Origin of the sequence: Burkholderia territorii (genome assembly GCF_902833055.1) — a bacterium.
GTDB classification, from domain to species: domain Bacteria; phylum Pseudomonadota; class Gammaproteobacteria; order Burkholderiales; family Burkholderiaceae; genus Burkholderia; species Burkholderia territorii.
In genome coordinates this window covers 266,340-283,447 of sequence record NZ_CADFEJ010000005.1, presented here as the reverse complement: position 1 = coordinate 283,447, position 17,108 = coordinate 266,340, and the positions used below count along the sequence as shown (strand labels likewise).

17 protein-coding genes, 1 pseudogene and 2 riboswitches are annotated in these 17,108 nt (G+C 66.7%); of the genes and pseudogenes, 12 read left to right on the top strand and 6 right to left on the bottom strand.

The features are described from left to right. Positions 1 to 6 precede the first annotated feature (6 nt). Positions 7 to 1,587 carry an MFS transporter gene (locus HW466_RS13265; protein ID WP_060129528.1) on the top strand — a complete coding sequence of 527 codons (1,581 nt, stop codon included), beginning with the start codon at positions 7 to 9 and terminating at the stop codon, positions 1,585 to 1,587. Positions 1,588 to 1,712: 125 nt separating this feature from the next. Here HW466_RS13265 and HW466_RS13260 read toward each other — a convergent pair whose 3' ends face one another. Continuing rightward, positions 1,713 to 2,534: an alpha/beta fold hydrolase gene (locus HW466_RS13260; protein WP_174905577.1), complete on the bottom strand. Its 822-nt coding sequence runs from the start codon at positions 2,532 to 2,534 to the stop codon at positions 1,713 to 1,715. Between the two features lie 571 nt (positions 2,535 to 3,105). Here HW466_RS13260 and HW466_RS13255 point away from each other — a divergent pair. After that, a complete protein-coding gene (locus HW466_RS13255; protein ID WP_060347722.1) occupies positions 3,106 to 3,531 on the top strand; it encodes a DUF3331 domain-containing protein in 426 nt (141 codons plus the stop codon). Positions 3,532 to 3,551: 20 nt separating this feature from the next. On the opposite strand, the gene HW466_RS13250 is transcribed toward HW466_RS13255, so the two are convergent. Next, positions 3,552 to 4,193 (bottom strand): HD domain-containing protein, encoded by a 642-nt coding sequence (locus HW466_RS13250; RefSeq protein ID WP_151006115.1) that lies wholly within the window; start codon positions 4,191 to 4,193, stop codon positions 3,552 to 3,554. 169 nt (positions 4,194 to 4,362) lie between these two features. On the opposite strand from HW466_RS13250, the gene HW466_RS13245 reads away from it, so the two are divergent. The 3 genes from HW466_RS13245 to HW466_RS13235 all read left to right on the top strand — a co-directional run bounded on the left by HW466_RS13245 (position 4,363) and on the right by HW466_RS13235 (position 8,127). Beyond that, entirely contained in the window at positions 4,363 to 4,599 is a 237-nt protein-coding gene (locus tag HW466_RS13245) for a hypothetical protein (RefSeq protein ID WP_151006116.1), read from the top strand. A gap of 91 nt (positions 4,600 to 4,690) precedes the next feature. Continuing rightward, entirely contained in the window at positions 4,691 to 6,484 is a 1,794-nt protein-coding gene (locus tag HW466_RS13240) for an ATP-binding protein (RefSeq protein ID WP_059507948.1), read from the top strand. Between the two features lie 179 nt (positions 6,485 to 6,663). Beyond that, on the top strand, positions 6,664 to 8,127 hold the full coding sequence (locus HW466_RS13235) for a mechanosensitive ion channel family protein (RefSeq protein WP_151006001.1): 1,464 nt from the start codon (positions 6,664 to 6,666) through the stop codon (positions 8,125 to 8,127). Between the two features lie 28 nt (positions 8,128 to 8,155). On the opposite strand, the gene HW466_RS13230 is transcribed toward HW466_RS13235, so the two are convergent. Both HW466_RS13230 and HW466_RS13225 read right to left on the bottom strand, forming a co-directional pair. Beyond that, positions 8,156 to 9,064 carry a LysR family transcriptional regulator gene (locus tag HW466_RS13230; RefSeq protein WP_059948905.1) on the bottom strand — a complete coding sequence of 303 codons (909 nt, stop codon included), beginning with the start codon at positions 9,062 to 9,064 and terminating at the stop codon, positions 8,156 to 8,158. A 123-nt stretch (positions 9,065 to 9,187) separates the two neighbouring features. Then, positions 9,188 to 9,469, bottom strand: coding sequence for a XapX domain-containing protein (locus HW466_RS13225; RefSeq protein ID WP_151006000.1), 282 nt, complete (start codon positions 9,467 to 9,469; stop codon positions 9,188 to 9,190). Between the two features lie 309 nt (positions 9,470 to 9,778). Here HW466_RS13225 and HW466_RS13220 point away from each other — a divergent pair, with 309 nt between their 5' ends. From HW466_RS13220 to HW466_RS13200, 5 genes and pseudogenes are all read left to right on the top strand, one after another. Next, a complete protein-coding gene (locus tag HW466_RS13220) occupies positions 9,779 to 10,465 on the top strand; it encodes a hydrolase (RefSeq protein ID WP_059507951.1) in 687 nt (228 codons plus the stop codon). 170 nt (positions 10,466 to 10,635) lie between these two features. Continuing rightward, a complete protein-coding gene (locus HW466_RS13215) occupies positions 10,636 to 10,803 on the top strand; it encodes a DUF1427 family protein (RefSeq protein WP_059507952.1) in 168 nt (55 codons plus the stop codon). A gap of 18 nt (positions 10,804 to 10,821) precedes the next feature. After that, positions 10,822 to 12,711 (top strand): amidohydrolase, encoded by a 1,890-nt coding sequence (locus HW466_RS13210; RefSeq protein ID WP_174905576.1) that lies wholly within the window; start codon positions 10,822 to 10,824, stop codon positions 12,709 to 12,711. 1 nt (position 12,712) lies between these two features. Continuing rightward, positions 12,713 to 13,159 carry a DoxX family protein gene (locus HW466_RS13205; protein WP_151006684.1) on the top strand — a complete coding sequence of 149 codons (447 nt, stop codon included), beginning with the start codon at positions 12,713 to 12,715 and terminating at the stop codon, positions 13,157 to 13,159. A gap of 188 nt (positions 13,160 to 13,347) precedes the next feature. Continuing rightward, positions 13,348 to 13,584: pseudogene (locus tag HW466_RS13200) on the top strand (LysR family transcriptional regulator); the annotation flags it as partial. Between the two features lie 151 nt (positions 13,585 to 13,735). Here HW466_RS13200 and HW466_RS13195 read toward each other — a convergent pair. Together HW466_RS13195 and HW466_RS13190 are read right to left on the bottom strand one after the other, a co-directional pair. Beyond that, complete coding sequence (locus HW466_RS13195) at positions 13,736 to 14,776, bottom strand: ABC transporter substrate-binding protein (protein ID WP_060345938.1); 1,041 nt, start codon at positions 14,774 to 14,776, stop codon at positions 13,736 to 13,738. A 136-nt stretch (positions 14,777 to 14,912) separates the two neighbouring features. After that, positions 14,913 to 15,034: riboswitch (guanidine-I (ykkC/yxkD leader) on the bottom strand. Between the two features lie 69 nt (positions 15,035 to 15,103). Further along, a complete protein-coding gene (locus HW466_RS13190; protein WP_059449287.1) occupies positions 15,104 to 15,307 on the bottom strand; it encodes a hypothetical protein in 204 nt (67 codons plus the stop codon). A gap of 158 nt (positions 15,308 to 15,465) precedes the next feature. After that, a riboswitch (guanidine-I (ykkC/yxkD leader) is annotated at positions 15,466 to 15,599 on the top strand. Between the two features lie 57 nt (positions 15,600 to 15,656). Here HW466_RS13190 and HW466_RS13185 point away from each other — a divergent pair. Both HW466_RS13185 and HW466_RS13180 read left to right on the top strand, forming a co-directional pair. Continuing rightward, entirely contained in the window at positions 15,657 to 16,418 is a 762-nt protein-coding gene (locus HW466_RS13185; protein ID WP_151006508.1) for an urea amidolyase associated protein UAAP1, read from the top strand. Between the two features lie 11 nt (positions 16,419 to 16,429). Beyond that, the gene (locus tag HW466_RS13180) at positions 16,430 to 17,086 is read left to right on the top strand and encodes an urea amidolyase associated protein UAAP2 (protein ID WP_151006507.1); all 657 of its coding nucleotides are present in this window, start codon (positions 16,430 to 16,432) and stop codon (positions 17,084 to 17,086) included. Positions 17,087 to 17,108: the final 22 nt, after the last annotated feature.

The following is a 17,108-nucleotide window of genomic DNA, read 5'->3' as shown; positions in this document are numbered from 1 at the left end:
TCGACGATGAACACCACGTTCGCCCCCGGTGGCGCGACACCGGGGCCGGCCCTCGCGCCGGCCGCCGACATACCGACGTTTCGCTCGATCGCCGCGATCGCATCCGTGCTGCTCGGCGCGATCATCGCGACGCTGACCTCGCGCATCACGTCGCTCGGGCTCGCCGACGTGCGTGGCGCGCTCGGCGTCGGGATCGACGAGGGCGCGTGGATCAACACGGCGTTCACCGCATCGCAGATGTTCGTCGGCCCGCTCGCGATCGCGGCGGCCTTCGTGTTCGGCACGCGGCGCGTGCTGCTGGCCGGCGCCTCGGTGTTTCTCGTCGTCGAAAGCGTGCTGCCGCTGTGCACGAACTTCGGCACGTTCATCGTGTTCCAGAGCCTCGCCGGCTTCGCGTCCGGCGTGTTCGTGCCGCTCACCGTCGGCTTCGTCGTGCGCACGTTGCCGCCGCGGCTCATTCCGTTCGGCATCGCCGCATATGCGATGAATCTCGAGATGTCGCTGAACCTGTCGGCGACGCTCGAAGGCTGGTACAGCGAACATCTGAGCTGGCGCTGGCTGTTCTGGCAGAACGCGCTGCTGACGGTGCCGTTCATCGTCTGCCTGCTGCTGTCGCTGTCGAACGAGCCGATCAAACGCTTCGCGTCCGGCATCGACACGCGCGGCATGCTGCTCGGCGCCGGCGGCTTCACGTGCCTGTGCATCGCGCTCGATCAGGGCGAACGGCTGTTCTGGTTCCAGTCGCCGTTGATCGTCGCGCTGCTGTGCATCGGGATCCTGATGGTTGCCGCATTCCTGATCCACGAGCTCACGTCGCGGCGCGCCGGGCTCGATCTCGGCTACCTCGCGCGGCCCAACGTCGCATGGCTGATCGTGCTCGTCGGCCTCGTGCGCTTCACCGTGCTCAACACGAGCTTCATCCCGTCGGTGTTTCTCGCGAGCACTTACGGGCTGCGCCCGCTGCAGATCGGCGATACGCTGCGCTGGATCGCGATTCCGCAACTGCTGTTCGCGCCGTGCGTCGCATGGCTGTTGCAGCGTGTCGATCCGCGCCGGTTGATCGTGGCCGGCTTCCTGACGGTGGCGGTTGCGTTCGCGCTCGGCGCGCGTCTCACGTCCGCCTGGGCCGAACCCGACTTCATCCCGTCGCAGCTGCTCCAGGCGCTGGGGCAGACGATGGCGCTCACGTCGGTCATCTTCTTCTTCGGCAAGCACGTGACGGCCGAGCATGCATTGACGTTCGGCGCCGTCGTGCAGACGACGCGCCTGCTGAGCGGGCAGCTCGGCACGACGTCGATCGCGGTGATCCAGCGCATCATGGAAGCTACCCATTCGAATCTCGTCGGTCTGCATGTCACGCTGTCGGATCCGCAAACGCTCGACCGCCTGCGGGCCGGCGCGGCGTCGCTCGTATCGCACGGCGCGACCTTCGCGACCGGCGAGCACGCGGCCTATGCGCTGCTCGACCGGGCGGTGCGCGTCCAGGCGACCACGCTCGCGCTGGCCGACAATTTCCGGGTCGCGATGGCGGTCGCGGTTGCGGGGGTGATGATCGGCATGCTGCTCAGGCCGGTGCGCGCGCCGTGAAAAGCCGGCCGCGTGCAGCGACGATCTTAGCGATCGCGCCCGCCGCAACGAAATGGCGCCGGCCTGAAAAATCCTGAATCTTCCTGAAGGGCGCGCCGGCGCAACGGCCCGGCGCGCCGCGGCGCTTACGCTTTCAGGAACGCGAGCAGTTCGGCATTGATCTGGTCGGCGTTGACAACGCACATCCCGTGCGAGCCGCCCGGAATCACCTTCAGCTGCGCGTGCTTCACGATTTTCGCGGACAAGCGCGCGGAATCGTCGATCGGCACGATCTGGTCGTCGTCGCCGTGCAGGATCAGCGTCGGGACGTCGATCTTCTTCAGGTCCTCGGTGTAGTCGACCTCGGAGAATTCCTTGACGCACAGATACTGGCCGTACACGCCGCCCATCATGCCCTGCGCCCAGAACGCGTCGATCGTGCCTTGCGACGTCTTCGCGTTCGGGCGATTGAAGCCGAAGAACGGCACGGCGAGATCCTTGTAGAACTGCGAACGGTTCTCGGCGACGTTCTTGCGGATGCCGTCGAATACGTCCATCGGCAGGCCGCCCGGATTGGACGCCGACTTCACCATCTGCGGCGGCACAGCGCCGATCAGCACGGCTTTCGCCACGCGCTTCGTGCCGTGGCGGCCGATGTAGTGCGCGACTTCGCCGCCGCCGGTGGAATGGCCGACGAGCGTGGCTTCACGCAGGTCCAGTGCATTCATCAGCGCCGCGAGATCGTCCGCATACGTGTCCATGTCGTTGCCTTGCGACGGCTGGCTCGAACGGCCGTGGCCGCGCCGGTCGTGCGCGATCACGCGGAAGCCGTGCTGCACGAGGAACAGCATCTGCGCATCCCACGCATCGGCGCACAGCGGCCAGCCGTGCGAGAACACGACCGGGCGGCCGCTGCCCCAGTCCTTGAAGTAAATCTGCGTACCGTCTTTCGTGGTGATCGTGTTCATCGCATGGGCTCCTTGATGTGTGGAAGCGGCGTGTTTGGGCGCGGCGGCGGCAGCGGCGGCCGGCAGCGTGGCGGCTGCCACGGCGGTCGCGCCGGCCAGCAACATGTCTCGGCGACGCACCGAGGGAACGGCGTCGATGTCTGCGGGACGCATGGGGAACTCCTTGAACGTGCGGTGGAACGGTGCCGCGGCTGGTTGGTTGGATTCGGATCTGCCCGCATGCGGCAATCGTGCCGGCAGCCGGCATGCGTTCACGTTCCGAGCCCGCGAGCGCGCAATGGAGCGAACGAATGCGCGGAGGAGCCTATCGCGCGGCCGCACGATCTGTACTGAAATCGCGCTGAATTGTCATGAAACCCGGGCTGCGGCGCGTGTCGCGCGACACAGGCAGGCGCCGGTCAGAAGAATTAAGCCCGGCATCAAGACTCTTTAGCGATGGCCCGCTATCTTCAACGTCAGGTCATCGCGTCGCGGGTCCGTGCCGGGTCGCGACGGCGAATGACGATCGACGATCGCGATGCGTCCGGGTGCGGTACGACCGGCCTGTCGCCACTTGCCTGGATACGCCGCCATGAATGCCTTCAATCGCTGGGAACACGTGATGACGCTGCTCGACCCGTCGCCCGCGGCGGTGCATGGAGCGTTGTCGCTGCTTCGCGACTCCGACGCCGCCCGCCGCCGCCATCGCGACGAGGCGCCGCCCGCTTCGAGCGGCGACGCGCGCCGCCGGTGTGCGATCGTCGCGGTCGAGCGACAGACCGATTCGTCGGTGTTGATATCGTGGAGCGACCCGACACGCTGCCGTTACGACGAGCAGCGCTGGATCAGCGCCAAGTCGCGCGCCCTCGGGCGCTGCGCGCTGACTGGCACGACGGTTCGTCCCGGCGACGCGATCTACAAGCCGCAATGGCGCGGCGCCAAGCGGCCCGCGAACTATCGGGAGGTGATCCTCGCGTCCGAGCTGGATCGGTTCATCGTCAGGCTGTCCCATGCATGATCGCGGCCGGCCGCTCGTGCTCAGTCCGCCCATGTCGACCCGAGCACCAGGCCGCAGAAATTCGTCCGACGATAGTCCGGATCGCATCGTTCGAGCACGTCGGCGCATACGTTGCCGAACGCCGTCTCGGGACGATGCGCGGTGCCGGCGGCGAGTGCCTCGAGGAACAGTTCCTTGAAACACGGGCCGCGCGGCCACGCGTTCACGATCTCGTCACGTTCGGTGCGGCTCACCTCGTCGAAATGCAGCGCGAAGAGATCCGTCTCGATGCCGGCGCCGAGCAGCGCGGTCAGCGGCGTCATGTAAGCGTGAATGCCGAAGCACGTGTGCAGCGCGATCGCGCGCCAGACTTCGTCCGCCGCTTGCGCGCCGATACCGTATCCGCCGAGGAATGCGCGGGCGACGTTCGCGCCGTCGATTTCATGGCGCCCGCGCGAGTGGCGGTGGCCTTCGGTCAATCCGATGTCGTGGAACAGCGCGGCGACATACAGGAGTTCGGCATCGAACGCGACGCCGCGGCGCCTGCCGATCACCGATGCAAAGGCGAACACGCGCATCGCATGCCGGAACAGGAGTTCAGGCTCGCCGGCCCGCGCGATCGCGGCTGCTTCCCGCGCGATCGCGCTGTCGGGAATCCGGATGCCGGCGATACGGTGGCCCATCGTTGTCCTCCTCGCCGCGCGACGGCGGTCGCTTGATGCCCATCGTCGCGCGCCGCGCGGCTGAATGTCTTGAGAGCGGCCTGAATCGTTCTGAACGGAAAAATCGACCGCCCGCCGCTCCGGAATCGGTTCCGTCGAAATGGCACGAGTCATTTTTCCCGAAATGCATATGCAATTCATTCAATTCGTCGCGGCAAATAATCGGGTTTCCAAAGCCGGCCGCGAATGGCGCGGTTTTATCGCACGAAACGAGTTCATTGATGAATCACAGTTTCGCGTGTTGACGATGCATCGAACGCGGCCCCGCGCGGCGCCGAGCCGGAATGAAAGCGAATGCCGGCCGGCCGCTCCGGTTCGTGGTTTTCATCGATTCAAAAAATTTGTTCATTGGGTTCTGATAATTTGAATCTTTACGCGACGCGAATGCCGTAGCATTGCCATGGCCGCGGTGTCATTTCTGACAGGGCATCGCCGAATGGAAACGATTAAAAATTCACATGATCCGGATTGGAACGCTTCACGTCTTTCTAGACAGACGTGAAATTCGCTCGAACGGCAAACTGCTGAGAATCGGCAGTCGTGCATTCGAAATTCTCGAACTCCTGATTCGGGCGAACGGCGCATTGGTGTCGAAGGACGAGATCATGCAGCGCGTGTGGCCGCACACGATCGTCGAGGAAAACAACCTTCAGGTGCATATCGCCGCGCTGCGCAAGGCGCTGGCCAACGACAGGAACCTGATCGTCACCGTGCCGGGGCGCGGCTACCGGCTGGTGGGCGGACAAACGGAGCGCGCGGCGCCGGTGCGTCCCGCGACGTCGCGGCTCGTGCAGGCGCCGACGGACCTCATCGGCCGGGAACAGACGGTTGCCGAGGTCCTGGCCGCGCTCGACGCCGCGCGCGTCGTGACGCTGGTCGGCGCGGGCGGCATCGGCAAGACGCGGGTGGCGCTCGAAGCGGCCATGCGTGCAGAAGCGAGCTTTCCGGATGGCGCAGCGTTCGTGTCGCTTGCCACGGTCGCGTGTCCGCAGTTCGTGCCCGACGCGCTGGCCAACGCGTTCGAGCTCGTTCAGCCGGCAGGATCGCTGACGCTCGAAGCGGTGCTCGCCAGCGTCGCACATCGGCGGATGTTGCTGGTGCTCGACAATTGCGAACATCTGCTCGACGCCGCCGCGCAGATCGCGACCGCGCTGACCGACGCGGATGCCGGCCTTCGCGTGCTCGCGACGAGCCGCGAGGCACTGCGCATCCAGGGCGAGCGCCTGTGTCCGGTCCCGCCGCTCGAGGTGCCCGGGGAAGGCGCGGATGAGCGCGAGATCGTCGGCGCGAGCGCGGTGCAACTGTTCTCGGCGCGCGCCCGCGCCGCCGATCCGCGCTTTCCGCTCGACGCGCGCAGCCTGTCGCTGATGGCGTCGGTCTGCCGGCGCCTGGACGGCCTGCCGCTCGCGATCGAACTGGCCGCCGCGCGTGCGGCCGTGCTCGGCATCGACGTGCTCGCCTCGCATCTCGACGATCATTTCCGGTTGCTGACCGGCGGTTTTCGCACGGCGTTGCCGCGTCATCAGACGCTGCAGGCGATGTATGACTGGAGCTACCGCCTGCTCGGCGACGCGGAACGTCTGCTGTTGCGCTGGCTCGGCGTGTTCCGCGACGGCTTCTCGATCGACGCCGTGCGGGAAGTCGTCGGCTCGAAGGGGCTGGCCGGCGCGGACCTGCTCGACACGATTGCCGGCCTCGTGTCGAAATCGTTGCTGAGTCTGGAGAGCGCACACGGCGCGCCGCGCTACCGGCTGCTGACGACGACGCGCGCGTATGCGCTTCAGCAGCTCGAAAACAACGGCGAATGCGCGGCCGCGGCGCGCGCGCATGCGAATTACTTCCATACGCTGTTCAGGCTGGCGCCCGGCGACGCCGACGGGCAGCTCGCCGAATCGCGGCTCGACGTGATCCGGCGCGAGCTCGGCAATCTGCGCGCGGCGCTCGACTGGGCGTTTTCGCCGAACGGCGATGCGCAGGTCGGCATCGCGCTGGCGGCGGTCGCGGTGCCGTGCCTGTTCGACCTGTCGCTCGTGGACGAATGTCGCGAACGGGCGCGCGTGGCGCTCGACGCGATGCGCGATGTCGACGACACGCCGGAGCGCGCCGACGCGCGCGTGCGGCTGCTGGCCGCGTATGCGGCCGCGCTCGCCCATACGTCGGGACCGACGCAGGTCGCGCACGACGCATGGTCGGCGGTGCACGCGCTCGGGTTCGAGGCGGGCGACGCCGAACTGCCGCCGCGCGACGCGTAGCGCCGTGTGCCGTGTACCGACGGCGCGTTCAGAACGTTTCAGACCGAATACAGGACCTGGCCGGCCGGCGCGTCTACATTGCATGCGCGGGGACGATCCGCTTATCGCTGTCGCGACGCCACTGATTGCCGGCGCAGGGTCCCCGCCCGTCGCGAAGCGCGCCTTCAGCCAATTTCAGCATGCCGAACCTGTCAGCCACGGTCGCTTACGGTGCGCCGATCGTTCTCGCCGACCTCGTCGCGTGGCGGCTGCTCGGCCATGGCCGTTCGAAGACGAAAGCGGCCTGGCGTTGCGCGTCGTTCGCCGCGTTGACCTATGCATTGTTCTCGACCGGCGTGAGCCCGCTCGCGGTGCCGCCGTCGCCCGACCGGTTCGACCGGCTCGCGATCCAGGCGATCGCCGTCGCGTGGTGGCTGCAGGGCGCGCTGGTATTCAGTCTGATGCTCGATCATCTGCTGCTGCCGCGTGCGTGGCGCAACCAGCGGCTGTTTCACGACATCGCCGCGGCCGCGGTTTTCGGTGCGGCGGCCGTTGCGGCACTGGGCTACGTCCTCGGGCTGCCGCTGAGCGGCGTGGTCGCGACGTCGGGCGCCGTGGCGGTCATCCTCGGCCTCGCGCTCCAGAACACGCTGAACGACGTGTTCTCCGGCCTGGTCCTGAATACGACACAGCCGTTTCGTCTCGGCGACACGGTGTCGATCGGCGAGCTCGAAGGCCGGATCGTCGAGAGCAACTGGCGCGCGACCAAGATGATCAACGGGCTCGGCAACCTCGTCGTCGTGCCGAACAGCGCGGCGGCCAAGGCGACGATCGTCAACCTCAGCGAACCCGTGAGCGTGCACGGTGTGACGCTGACGATCGAGATCGATCCCGGCGTGCGGCCCGCCGTGGTCGTCGATGCGCTCGACCGCGCCGCCGCCAGTTCGCTCGACGTGCTGGCGAGCCCCGCGCCGGTCTCGGTCGTCAAGGCGTTCAGGACCAACTCGATCGAATACGAGCTCGTCTGTTACGTCGACGCGCTGCAGAAGAAGGTCGAGGTCCGCAACCGCCTCTACGATCTCGCGCATCGGCATCTGGCCGCCGCCGATGTCGCGTTGCGCCCGCTCGCCGGGACCGTCGCGGCGCATCGTCCGGTTTCGCGGGGGCAGTGCCTGCTGCGGGCGGTCGATCTGTTCAGGCAACTCGATGACGCCGATCTGGCGGTGCTGGCCGATGCGCTGGCGTCACGCGTGTTCCACAAGGGCGAGGTGATCTACGCGTCGAATGCCGATGGGCGGCTGTTGACCATCATCGGCAGCGGCGTCGCGTCGGTGTTCGTGCCGGGCGCGGCCGGCGACATCGAAGTCCGGCGCATGGCGCCCGGCGACGCGATCGGCCAGTCCGTCGTGCTCGCCGGTACGCAGCTTCATGCGAGCGTCTACGCGGTGACCGCCGTGACGGCCTATCAATTGAGCAGCCGCGACCTGTCGCCGCTGATCGCGAAGAAGCCCGAGCTGGGGCGGCTGATGTGCGAATCGCTGACCGAGCACATCGCGACCGAGGAACGGATGATGATCCCGCCCGCCGCGAAGGCGCATGCGTCATTCAACCTGTTCGAGTGGCTCGAGAAGGAGATGAAGCGCCTGCACGCTTCGTTCGGTTGACGCGGCGCCGGGGGGCGCGACCGTGATGTCAGGCAAGCGCGGTGAACCTGTCGACGAGATCGGGGCGGTCGAGTTGCTCGACCCACCAGTGCAGCGCGCGTCCGGCTTCGTCGCCGCGCCACGCGATATAGCAATGGGTCGTGTCGCGCATGCCGGTCACCTGGCGCGCGACGAGCCTGCCTTGCGCGATCGCGCGTGCCGCGATGCAATCCGGGAGCGTGCCCACCGCGAGCCCTTCGCATTGCGCGGCCAGTTTCGCGGCGAGCGTCGGCACGGCGAGATAAGGCTGCCCGGCGTCGACCGCGACCGAGCGCGGTTGCAACTCGCGGGAGGTGTCGGAGATCACGGCGCCGCGATATTCGACGACCGACGCCATCGACAGCGGTTCGGGCAATGCCGCGAGCGGGTGGGTGGGCGCGACCGCGAACACGTGTTTCAGCGTGCCGATCGGCCGCGTCACGATGTCGGGCAGCTCCGGCGGCTCTCCCGCCGCGCCGACGACCAGATCGGCGCGGCGCGAAATCAACGCATCCCAGGTGCCGCCCAGCACTTCGGTGGACAGGCGCAGCCGCGTGTCCATCTCGAGATCGTAGAACGCATGCACATATGGCCACATCGCGTCGAACGGCAGGATTTCGTCGACGCAGATGCGGACCTCGGTTTCCCAGCCTTGCTGCGCGCGCTGCGCCTTGCGTTCGAGCTGCTCGGCGGCATGCAGCAGCCGGCGGCCTTCCTCGACGACGACACGACCCGCGTGCGTGAGCTTCGCCCGGCGGCCGCTGCGGTCGAACAACGCGACGTCGAGGTCGCTTTCGAGCTTTTGTACGAGGTAAGTCAGTGCGGACGGTACGCGGTGCAGCAACTCCGCGGCTTCGGCGAACGTACCGGTGCGGTCGATCGCATCCAGTGCTTCGAGCGCTTCGAAGGACAGCTTCATGGCGAATTCCACGGGGGAAGGGGCATCGGGCTGTCATGTTAGCGTCAAGCGGTGCCGAATCCAATACGCTCGGCGCGATTCGCCGCCCGATGCGTAGGGCGGCGCCCGGTCAACGCTTGCCGGTCACGTCGGCGTCGACTCGCGGCGTTTTGTAGCAGCGTCGGACACGTGGGCGCCGGGCAGCGCACCGAACATGTGTTGGCTGCACTTCGCTTCGTGCCACGCGGTGCCGAGCCGGATCCCGCCGATCATCCGCCGTGCGACGGGAAGGATCTGTTCGCCGGCGAGAATGCCGAGCAGTCCGACCAGCGCGACGGTCGGCGGTGCGGGCGACTGAACGCCGATCAGCGCGTAGACGATGCCGGCGAGAATGCCGGCGAACAGCGAGGCAATGTACGGTTTCATGGAATATGAATGGAATGACGACCGGGTAAACAATATGGATAACTACCGATATGGCGTCGATCCGAAAGTATCGATTCAGCGTATCAGGTCTGCACGTTCGCCACGAGTCCGTTCAATGAAATTCAGATCTTTTAAGCATGAATTTTGAGGGCCGTGATAATCAGAACGATTAATTGGCGTGATCGCGGGTTTGCGTATTGAATGATGCGGGCCGGCTGTCGAACCTCCCGACACAGCGCATCGAATGCCTCCCGGATGGGTCGGCGAGGCAAGCCTCAATTTTTATCCGCGTCAAAGGACATCACCGCCATGAGCAACCCGAAGCTTGAAGTACTCACTCCGCACAACAGCCAGCTGATCTTCATCGACCAGCAGCCGCAAATGGCGTTCGGCGTGCAGTCGATCGACCGCCAGACGCTGAAGAACAACGTCGTCGGGCTCGCGAAGGCCGCGAAGGTCTTCAACATCCCGACCACGATCACCACGGTCGAAAGCGAGAGCTTCTCCGGCTTCACCTATCCGGAACTGCTCGACGTGTTCCCGAACCAGAAGACGCTCGAACGCACGTCGATGAACTCGTGGGACGACCAGAAGGTGCGCGACGCGCTGGCCGCGAACGGCCGCAAGAAGGTGGTCGTATCGGGCCTGTGGACGGAAGTCTGCAATACGACGTTCGCGCTCTGCGCGATGCTCGAAGGCGGCTACGAGATCTACATGGTCGCCGACGCATCGGGCGGCACGACCCAGGCCGCGCACGACTTCGCGATGCAGCGCATGGTGCAGGCAGGCGTGGTGCCGGTCACGTGGCAGCAAGTGCTGCTCGAATGGCAGCGCGACTGGGCGCACCGCGAGACCTACGACGCCGTGATGGCGATCGCCAAGGAGCATTCGGGCGCGTACGGGATGGGCGTGGACTACGCGTACACGATGGTCCACAAGGCCGCGCAGCGTACCGCGACGCCGCACGAGTCGATCCCGGCCGTGCCGGCGAAGTAAGCACGGACAGTCGATGACTGTCGCTGCCGAAGCGGCGCGTTCGATCCGGACGCGCCGCTTCGGCGATGCGTCGACGCGGACGGCGAGCCGTGAGCGATTCACGATGCCGTCCGCGACGCGTTTGCCAGGACACAGGGCCTGCATTTCAACTTGTCCGGGAGATTGATCGTATGGAACCTTATCTGGTTTCCCTTGGTGCGGGCGTGCTGGTCGGAATCATCTACAGCGCAATCAAGGTCCGCTCGCCCGCGCCACCGCTGATCGCGCTGGTCGGGCTGCTCGGCATGGTGATCGGCGTGCAGGCCATCCCCACCCTCAAACAGCTTTTTGGCTTCTGATCGAAGCGAGGTGAAGCAATGACCGCAACCGGGACCCAACCGGATCTGATCCTCCATAACGGAAGATTCACGACCCTCGACCGCTCGAACCCCGTCGCAACCGCGGTGGCCATCGCGGCCGGCCGCTTCGTCGCGGTCGGCAGCGACGCGGACGTGATGCCGCTCGCGGGCCGCGCGACGAAGGTGGTCGACCTCGACGGCCGCGGCGTGCTGCCGGGCCTGATCGACAACCACTGCCACGTGATCCGTGGCGGCCTGAACTACAACATGGAGCTGCGCTGGGACGGCGTGCCTTCGCTCGCGGTCGCGATGGAGATGCTCAAGCGGCAGGTTGCCGTGACGCCCGCGCCGCAGTGGGTGCGCGTGGTCGGCGGCTTCACCGAACATCAGTTCGTCGAGAAGCGCCTGCCCACGATCGACGAGCTCAACGCAGCCGCGCCCGATACGCCGGTGTTCATCCTGCACCTGTACGATCGCGCGCTGCTGAACGCGGCCGCGCTGCGCGTGGTCGGCTATACGAAGGACACGCCCGAGCCGCCCGGCGGTACGATCCTGCGCGATGCGGCCGGCAACCCGACCGGCCTGCTGCTCGCGAACCCGAACGCGACGATCCTGTACGCGACGCTCGCGAAAGGGCCGAAGCTGCCGTTCGAGTATCAGTACAACTCGACGCGCCACTTCATGCGCGAGCTGAACCGGCTCGGCGTAACGGGCGTGATCGACGCGGGCGGCGGCTCGCAGAACTACCCGGACGATTACGAAGTGATCCGCAAGCTGCACGACGCGGGCGAGATGACGATCCGGATTGCGTACAACCTGTTCACGCAGAAGCCGAACGCCGAGAAGGAAGACTTCGTGAACTGGACGCAGAGCGTCAAGTATCACGACGGCACCGACTACTTCCGCAACAACGGTGCGGGCGAGATGCTGGTGTTTTCGGCGGCCGATTTCGAGGACTTCCGCGTCGCGCGCCCGGACTTGCCCGCGCAGATGGAGGATGATCTCGAAGGCGTCGTGCGCGTGCTCGCGCAGAACCGCTGGCCGTGGCGCATGCACGCGACCTACGACGAAACGATCAGCCGCGCGCTCGACGTGTTCGAGAAGGTCAACGAGGACATCCCGCTCGAAGGGCTGAACTGGTTCTTCGATCACGCGGAAACGATCTCCGAGCAATCGATGGACCGGATCGCCGCGCTCGGCGGCGGTGTCGCGGTGCAGCACCGGATGGCGTACCAGGGCGAATACTTCGTCGAGCGCTACGGCGCACAGGCGGCCGAAGCCACGCCGCCGGTCGCGAAAATGCTCGCCAAGGGCCTGAAGGTGTCGGCCGGCACCGACGCGACGCGCGTGGCGTCGTACAACCCGTGGGTGTCGCTCGCATGGCTGGTGACGGGCAAGACGGTGGGCGGCCTGCGGATGTACCCGCAGCGCAACCTGCTCGATCGCGAGACCGCGCTGCGCATGTGGACGGAGTACGTGACGTGGTTCTCGAACGAGGAAGGCAAGAAGGGGCGCATCGCGGTCGGGCAGCTCGCCGACCTGGTGGTTCCGGATCGCGACTTCTTCGCATGCGCGGAAGACGATATCGCGGGCACGACCGCGCTGCTGACGGTGGTCGGCGGCAAGATCGTGTGGGGCGCGGGCCCGTTTGCGTCGCACGATGCGCCGATTCCGCCGGCGATGCCGGACTGGTCGCCGGTGCGCGAGTACGGCGGCTACGGCGGCTGGGGCGCGACGCAGCGCAGCGACGCGCCGCTGCAACGGGCGGCGGCGGCCGCGATGTGCGGCTGCGCGAACGCCTGCAACGTGCACCAGCACGCGCATGCGAGCGCGTGGGGCAGCGCGTTGCCGACGTCGGACGCTAAGGGCTTCTGGGGCGCGTTCGGTTGCTCGTGCTGGGCGATCTGACATGTCGACGACAACCGGCCGGTACAGCCCCGGGTGGATCCGGGCGCTGCTTGCGCAACCGAGGGTCGGCGCGCTGGTGCGACTTGCACTCGTTTCCGCGTTTCTGATCGGCGGCATCAACAAGGCGACGCATTTCGACGACGCGGTGGCCGAGCAGGCGCATTTCGGGCTGCAGCCGGCCGCGCTGTGGGCTGCACTGGCGGTGGTGGTCGAGATCGCCGGCTCGCTCTGCGTGGTGTTTCGCCGCTTCACGTGGCTCGGGGCCGGCAGCCTCGGCATGCTGACGCTCGTCGCGATGCTGGTGGCGAACGACTTCTGGAACCAGACGGGCACCGCGCACTTCATGGCGCTCAACAGCTTCTTCGAGCATCTGGGCCTGATTGCGGCGCTGGCTCTTGTCACGATGCTGGGTGACGCACCGCGTGCGGAAGAGGATCGGCGCGCCTGACCACGCGACCGCATCGCACAACAGGAAAATCGTTCGATCATGGCGCCGCGCTCGCGGCGCCATGTCTTGCCGAAGAACGTGAATGGCGTCGTCGTTGCCGCCCGGCCCGGTGTCGGGCGCGCCGACGACGGCCTTGCTATTTCACCGGCGTGAGGACCGGCGCTCCCTTGTTCTTGATCAGGAACACGAAGATCCGCGACCATCTCGCGTCGAACGAACTCGTCGTCGCGCTGGCCAAGCATGTGCCGGACGACCGTGGCCACTACATCTGCTATCTGAGCCGGCAACACCTGCCGACGCGCATCCGGATCTTCGTCGATTTCATGACCGAGCAGATTCGCGCGCTCGATCTGAACTGCATGACGCGGTTCAATCCGGAGGCGCGGGCATTGATGTCGGTCGCATCGGCGGGGCTGGCGGCTTGATGCAACGCCACATGCGCTCTTCCGCGAGCCGGGTGCCGAGCGGCGGAATTCCCGTTGCCGTTCGGCACCGCCCGGATACACGAAGTCCTGCCATTGCCGTCGGCCACGACATGTCGAACGGCATCATGGGACGGCGCCGCCAGGCTCCTGGTCAGTGCAGCTCGCTGAAGCGCGGATCGATATACGCGTCGACGTCCTGCGACTGTTTGTACACGGCGTTGCGCACGTTGAACGCATTCGCGTTGCGGGTCGAGCCGTAGATCGAGTCGAGTCCGTCACCCTTGCGGAACGCCTGCTTCGCGGCCGCCGCGTCGAGCAGGTGAGTGCCTTTCAGCAACGGGAGATATTGCGCGGGCGTGAGGCCCACGCGGGCAGACATGATCTTCACCGCATCGGCCTGCGTCTTCGGGTCGTTGATATACGCGACGCAGCGATACCAGACCTTGACCACCTTCGCCCAGTCGGCTCGACGCGCAGCGAGGCTCGCCGGCGCGACCGTGATCGCATCGTAGATCAGCCCCGGCGCATCCGCCGACGTGAAAATCGCGCGTGCGCCGGGTGCGCGTTTCAACGCCTCGCCCGCGTTCGGCTGCCATGCGGCCACGGCGGCGATGTCGGCCGACGAACCGAGCACCTGCGGCAGTTCGTTGGTTTTCGCATTCACGAGCGTCACGTCGCCGTCCTTCAACCCGTGCTTCTGCAGCGCGGTCTCGAGCAGCAGGTGGTCGACGAGGCCGAGCTCGACGCCGACCTTCTTGCCTTTCAGGCCTTCGACGGTGCGCAGCGGCGGCTTCGCGACGATCATGTCGTTGCCCGCCGAATAGTCGGTCAGCAGGATCATGACGTTCTTCGCGCCGGCCGCGCCGGTGACGAGCGCATCGCCGTTGGTCGCCGCGACCGCGTCGAGCTTGCCGGCGGAAAACGCGTCGAGCGACGCCGAATAATCGAACCATTCGAAGTCGACGTCGACACCGGCTTCCTTGAACCAGCCCTTGTCGAGCGCGACCTGGAACGCGACCCAGCCCGGCCAGTCGCTGTAGCCGATTTTCAGCGGCGTTGCCGCGTGCGCGGCGGGCGCTGCCAGCAGCGCGGCAGCCGTGACGGCCGCGCCCAATGCGTGACGGATGGAACGGAATGAACGGAATGAACGGAGGGACGGCAGGCGGCGGAGCGCCGGGGCGGGACGGGTCATCGTTGTTCTCCAGGAGACCGGGATCGGGATCGTCGATTCGGACCGTGCCTGTGCGCGGTCCGGCCGCGTGGCCGGTTCCTGCGGATGCGGAACGAGAAGCGGCCACGGAGAGGCGCGACGGCCGTTGCCATCGCCAATCTCCCGGGCTTTTGTCCCGCCGTGTAGCGCACGCGCATCCGGTCTCGCGATCGGACGAACCCGCGCCGGGTTGCTCTCGGACCAGACGTTCGATGAACCGGAACCCTAGCACCCCTAAGATGCGACGCCGCCGCACCTCTCGGCGTCATGCCGAGCGAGAAGCGTGCCAATGGCACGCGGCAACGCGATTCAACGGCGGCGAACGGCGCGCTGAAGTTCGATGAAGCGGGCGGAGAACAGCGCGCTCAATGCGCGCCGGAGCAGGTCGAGCTTGTTCATGACGAGCCGGTAGCGAGTGATGGTGCATCCGTTCAGCAAAGCCCATGCCATTGCCGAACGTGCGGCACGGGTGTGCGCGACGCGCACTGCGCCGGTGCGCGATCGCGTGCGCATGGTGCGTCGTGCGCCCGCCGCGAGGGCAAGCGGCCGCCGCCCGGTCGCGCATGCCGCGCATCATCGAGCCGTCGTGGCGCGTCGCGCGGTCGTTGCGCGCGGGCTGGCACGCAACTCGCTTTATCGACGCCCGAGAGGTGCGAAGCAATTTGCATCATCTTCAGGATCGCTAGGGTTCCGGTCGTGCGGCGTTCGCGCCGTGCGATGACTGGTCCGAGAGCAATCCGGTCTTGCCTTCGCCTCGATTCGAGGAAGCGGTGAGGCTCCACGGAGGGATAAAAGCCCGGGAGGTCGCGATGTCGTTCGGTCGCCCTCTCACGCCTTTTGTCCAACCGATCACGGAGCCGCCATGTCGCCGAGCCCCCAAGCCGTTCCCGTCCTGACTCCACCGCCACACGTCGCGTGGGAAACGTTGATCCCCGCAGGAACCCACTGGTCGGGCATCCTGCGCCGCGGCCTCGCGCTGCGCATCGTCGACATCGAGGGCGGCGCGAACCTGTCCGCCGTCTTCCATCGCCAGGAAGACCCGCTCGAACGCTACAACATGGCCGACACGCTGAAGGCGCAGCACACCGCGCACCTCACGCGCGGCCATGCGCTGTACACGGACATGGGGCGCGTGATCGCGTCGATCACCGCCGACACGCTCGGCTGGCACGACCCGCTCGGCGGCGTCGGCGATGCGCGGTTGTTCGCGCACAAGTACGGCACGACGTCGTACCAGGCCGATCGCAACGCGATGATCCGCAACGGCCGCGACAGCCTCGTGCTCGAGCTCGCGAAATACGGACTGTCGGCACGCGATCTCGCCGCGAACGTCAACTTCTTCAGCAGGCTCGACACGCGCGACGACGGCGCGCTCGACTTCGTCCCCGGCCATTCGCCGGCGGGCAGCGCACTCGACCTGCGCTTCGAGATGAACACGCTCGCGGCGTTCTCGACCGCGCCGCATCCGCTCGATCCGCGTGCGGACTATGCACCGAAGCCCGTGCAGCTGATCGCGTACCGCGCGTATCCGGCGGACGGCGCCGCGCCCGAGGACGACCCGTGCCGCTGCGCATGCGCGGAGAACCTCCGCGGCTTCGCCAACACCGATCGCCTGTTTGCGTAAGGAGCCGGACCATGCCCATCATCGAAAGCCGTCTCGACCCGCGCGACGCGATCCACGACACCACGCTGAAAGCCGGCGACCCGTGGCTGCACGACCTGAAACGCGGACAGATCCTCCGCATCCTCGACCTGGAAGGCAACCAGGCGGTCGACACGTTGTTCTACCGATCCGACGACACCGAGGAGCGCTATAGCGCGCAGGACACGATTCGCGCGCAGCGCAACCTGTACCTGAGTGCGGGCAGCGTATTGCTGTCCAGCCGGGGCAACCCGATGGTGACGATCGTCGCCGACACCTGCGGCCGCCACGACACGCTCGGTGGCGCGTGCGCGGCCGAGAGCAACACCGTGCGCTATGCGCTCGACAAGCGTTACATGCACAACTGCCGCGACAGCTTCCTCAATGCGATCGCGCACTGCGCGTGCGGCGCGGGCACGCGGATCGGCAAGCGCGACCTCGTCGGCAACGTCAACTTCTTCATGAACGTGCCCGTCACGCCGCTCGGCGGGCTCACGTTCGAGGACGGCATTTCCGCGCCCGGCAAGTACGTCGAGATGCGCGCGGAGATGGACGTCACCGTGCTGATCTCGAACTGCCCGCAACTCAACAACCCGTGCAACGGCTACAACCCGACGCCCGTGCGCCTGACGATCTGGGAGGCGCAATGAACCACGCCCACGCTCACCGTCA

Bases quoted from the DNA above. Each gene is read 5' to 3' on its own strand.
- HW466_RS13265 (WP_060129528.1), top strand. From the start codon at position 7: ATGAACACCACGTTCGCCCCCGGTGGCGCGACACCGGGGCCGGCCCTC.
- HW466_RS13260 (WP_174905577.1), bottom strand. From the start codon at position 2,534: ATGAACACGATCACCACGAAAGACGGTACGCAGATTTACTTCAAGGAC.
- HW466_RS13255 (WP_060347722.1), top strand. From the start codon at position 3,106: ATGAATGCCTTCAATCGCTGGGAACACGTGATGACGCTGCTCGACCCG.
- HW466_RS13250 (WP_151006115.1), bottom strand. From the start codon at position 4,193: ATGGGCCACCGTATCGCCGGCATCCGGATTCCCGACAGCGCGATCGCG.
- HW466_RS13245 (WP_151006116.1), top strand. From the start codon at position 4,363: ATGCAATTCATTCAATTCGTCGCGGCAAATAATCGGGTTTCCAAAGCC.
- HW466_RS13240 (WP_059507948.1), top strand. From the start codon at position 4,691: ATGATCCGGATTGGAACGCTTCACGTCTTTCTAGACAGACGTGAAATT.
- HW466_RS13235 (WP_151006001.1), top strand. From the start codon at position 6,664: ATGCCGAACCTGTCAGCCACGGTCGCTTACGGTGCGCCGATCGTTCTC.
- HW466_RS13230 (WP_059948905.1), bottom strand. From the start codon at position 9,064: ATGAAGCTGTCCTTCGAAGCGCTCGAAGCACTGGATGCGATCGACCGC.
- HW466_RS13225 (WP_151006000.1), bottom strand. From the start codon at position 9,469: ATGAAACCGTACATTGCCTCGCTGTTCGCCGGCATTCTCGCCGGCATC.
- HW466_RS13220 (WP_059507951.1), top strand. From the start codon at position 9,779: ATGAGCAACCCGAAGCTTGAAGTACTCACTCCGCACAACAGCCAGCTG.
- HW466_RS13215 (WP_059507952.1), top strand. From the start codon at position 10,636: ATGGAACCTTATCTGGTTTCCCTTGGTGCGGGCGTGCTGGTCGGAATC.
- HW466_RS13210 (WP_174905576.1), top strand. From the start codon at position 10,822: ATGACCGCAACCGGGACCCAACCGGATCTGATCCTCCATAACGGAAGA.
- HW466_RS13205 (WP_151006684.1), top strand. From the start codon at position 12,713: ATGTCGACGACAACCGGCCGGTACAGCCCCGGGTGGATCCGGGCGCTG.
- HW466_RS13195 (WP_060345938.1), bottom strand. From the start codon at position 14,776: ATGACCCGTCCCGCCCCGGCGCTCCGCCGCCTGCCGTCCCTCCGTTCA.
- HW466_RS13190 (WP_059449287.1), bottom strand. From the start codon at position 15,307: ATGCGCACGCGATCGCGCACCGGCGCAGTGCGCGTCGCGCACACCCGT.
- HW466_RS13185 (WP_151006508.1), top strand. From the start codon at position 15,657: ATGTCGCCGAGCCCCCAAGCCGTTCCCGTCCTGACTCCACCGCCACAC.
- HW466_RS13180 (WP_151006507.1), top strand. From the start codon at position 16,430: ATGCCCATCATCGAAAGCCGTCTCGACCCGCGCGACGCGATCCACGAC.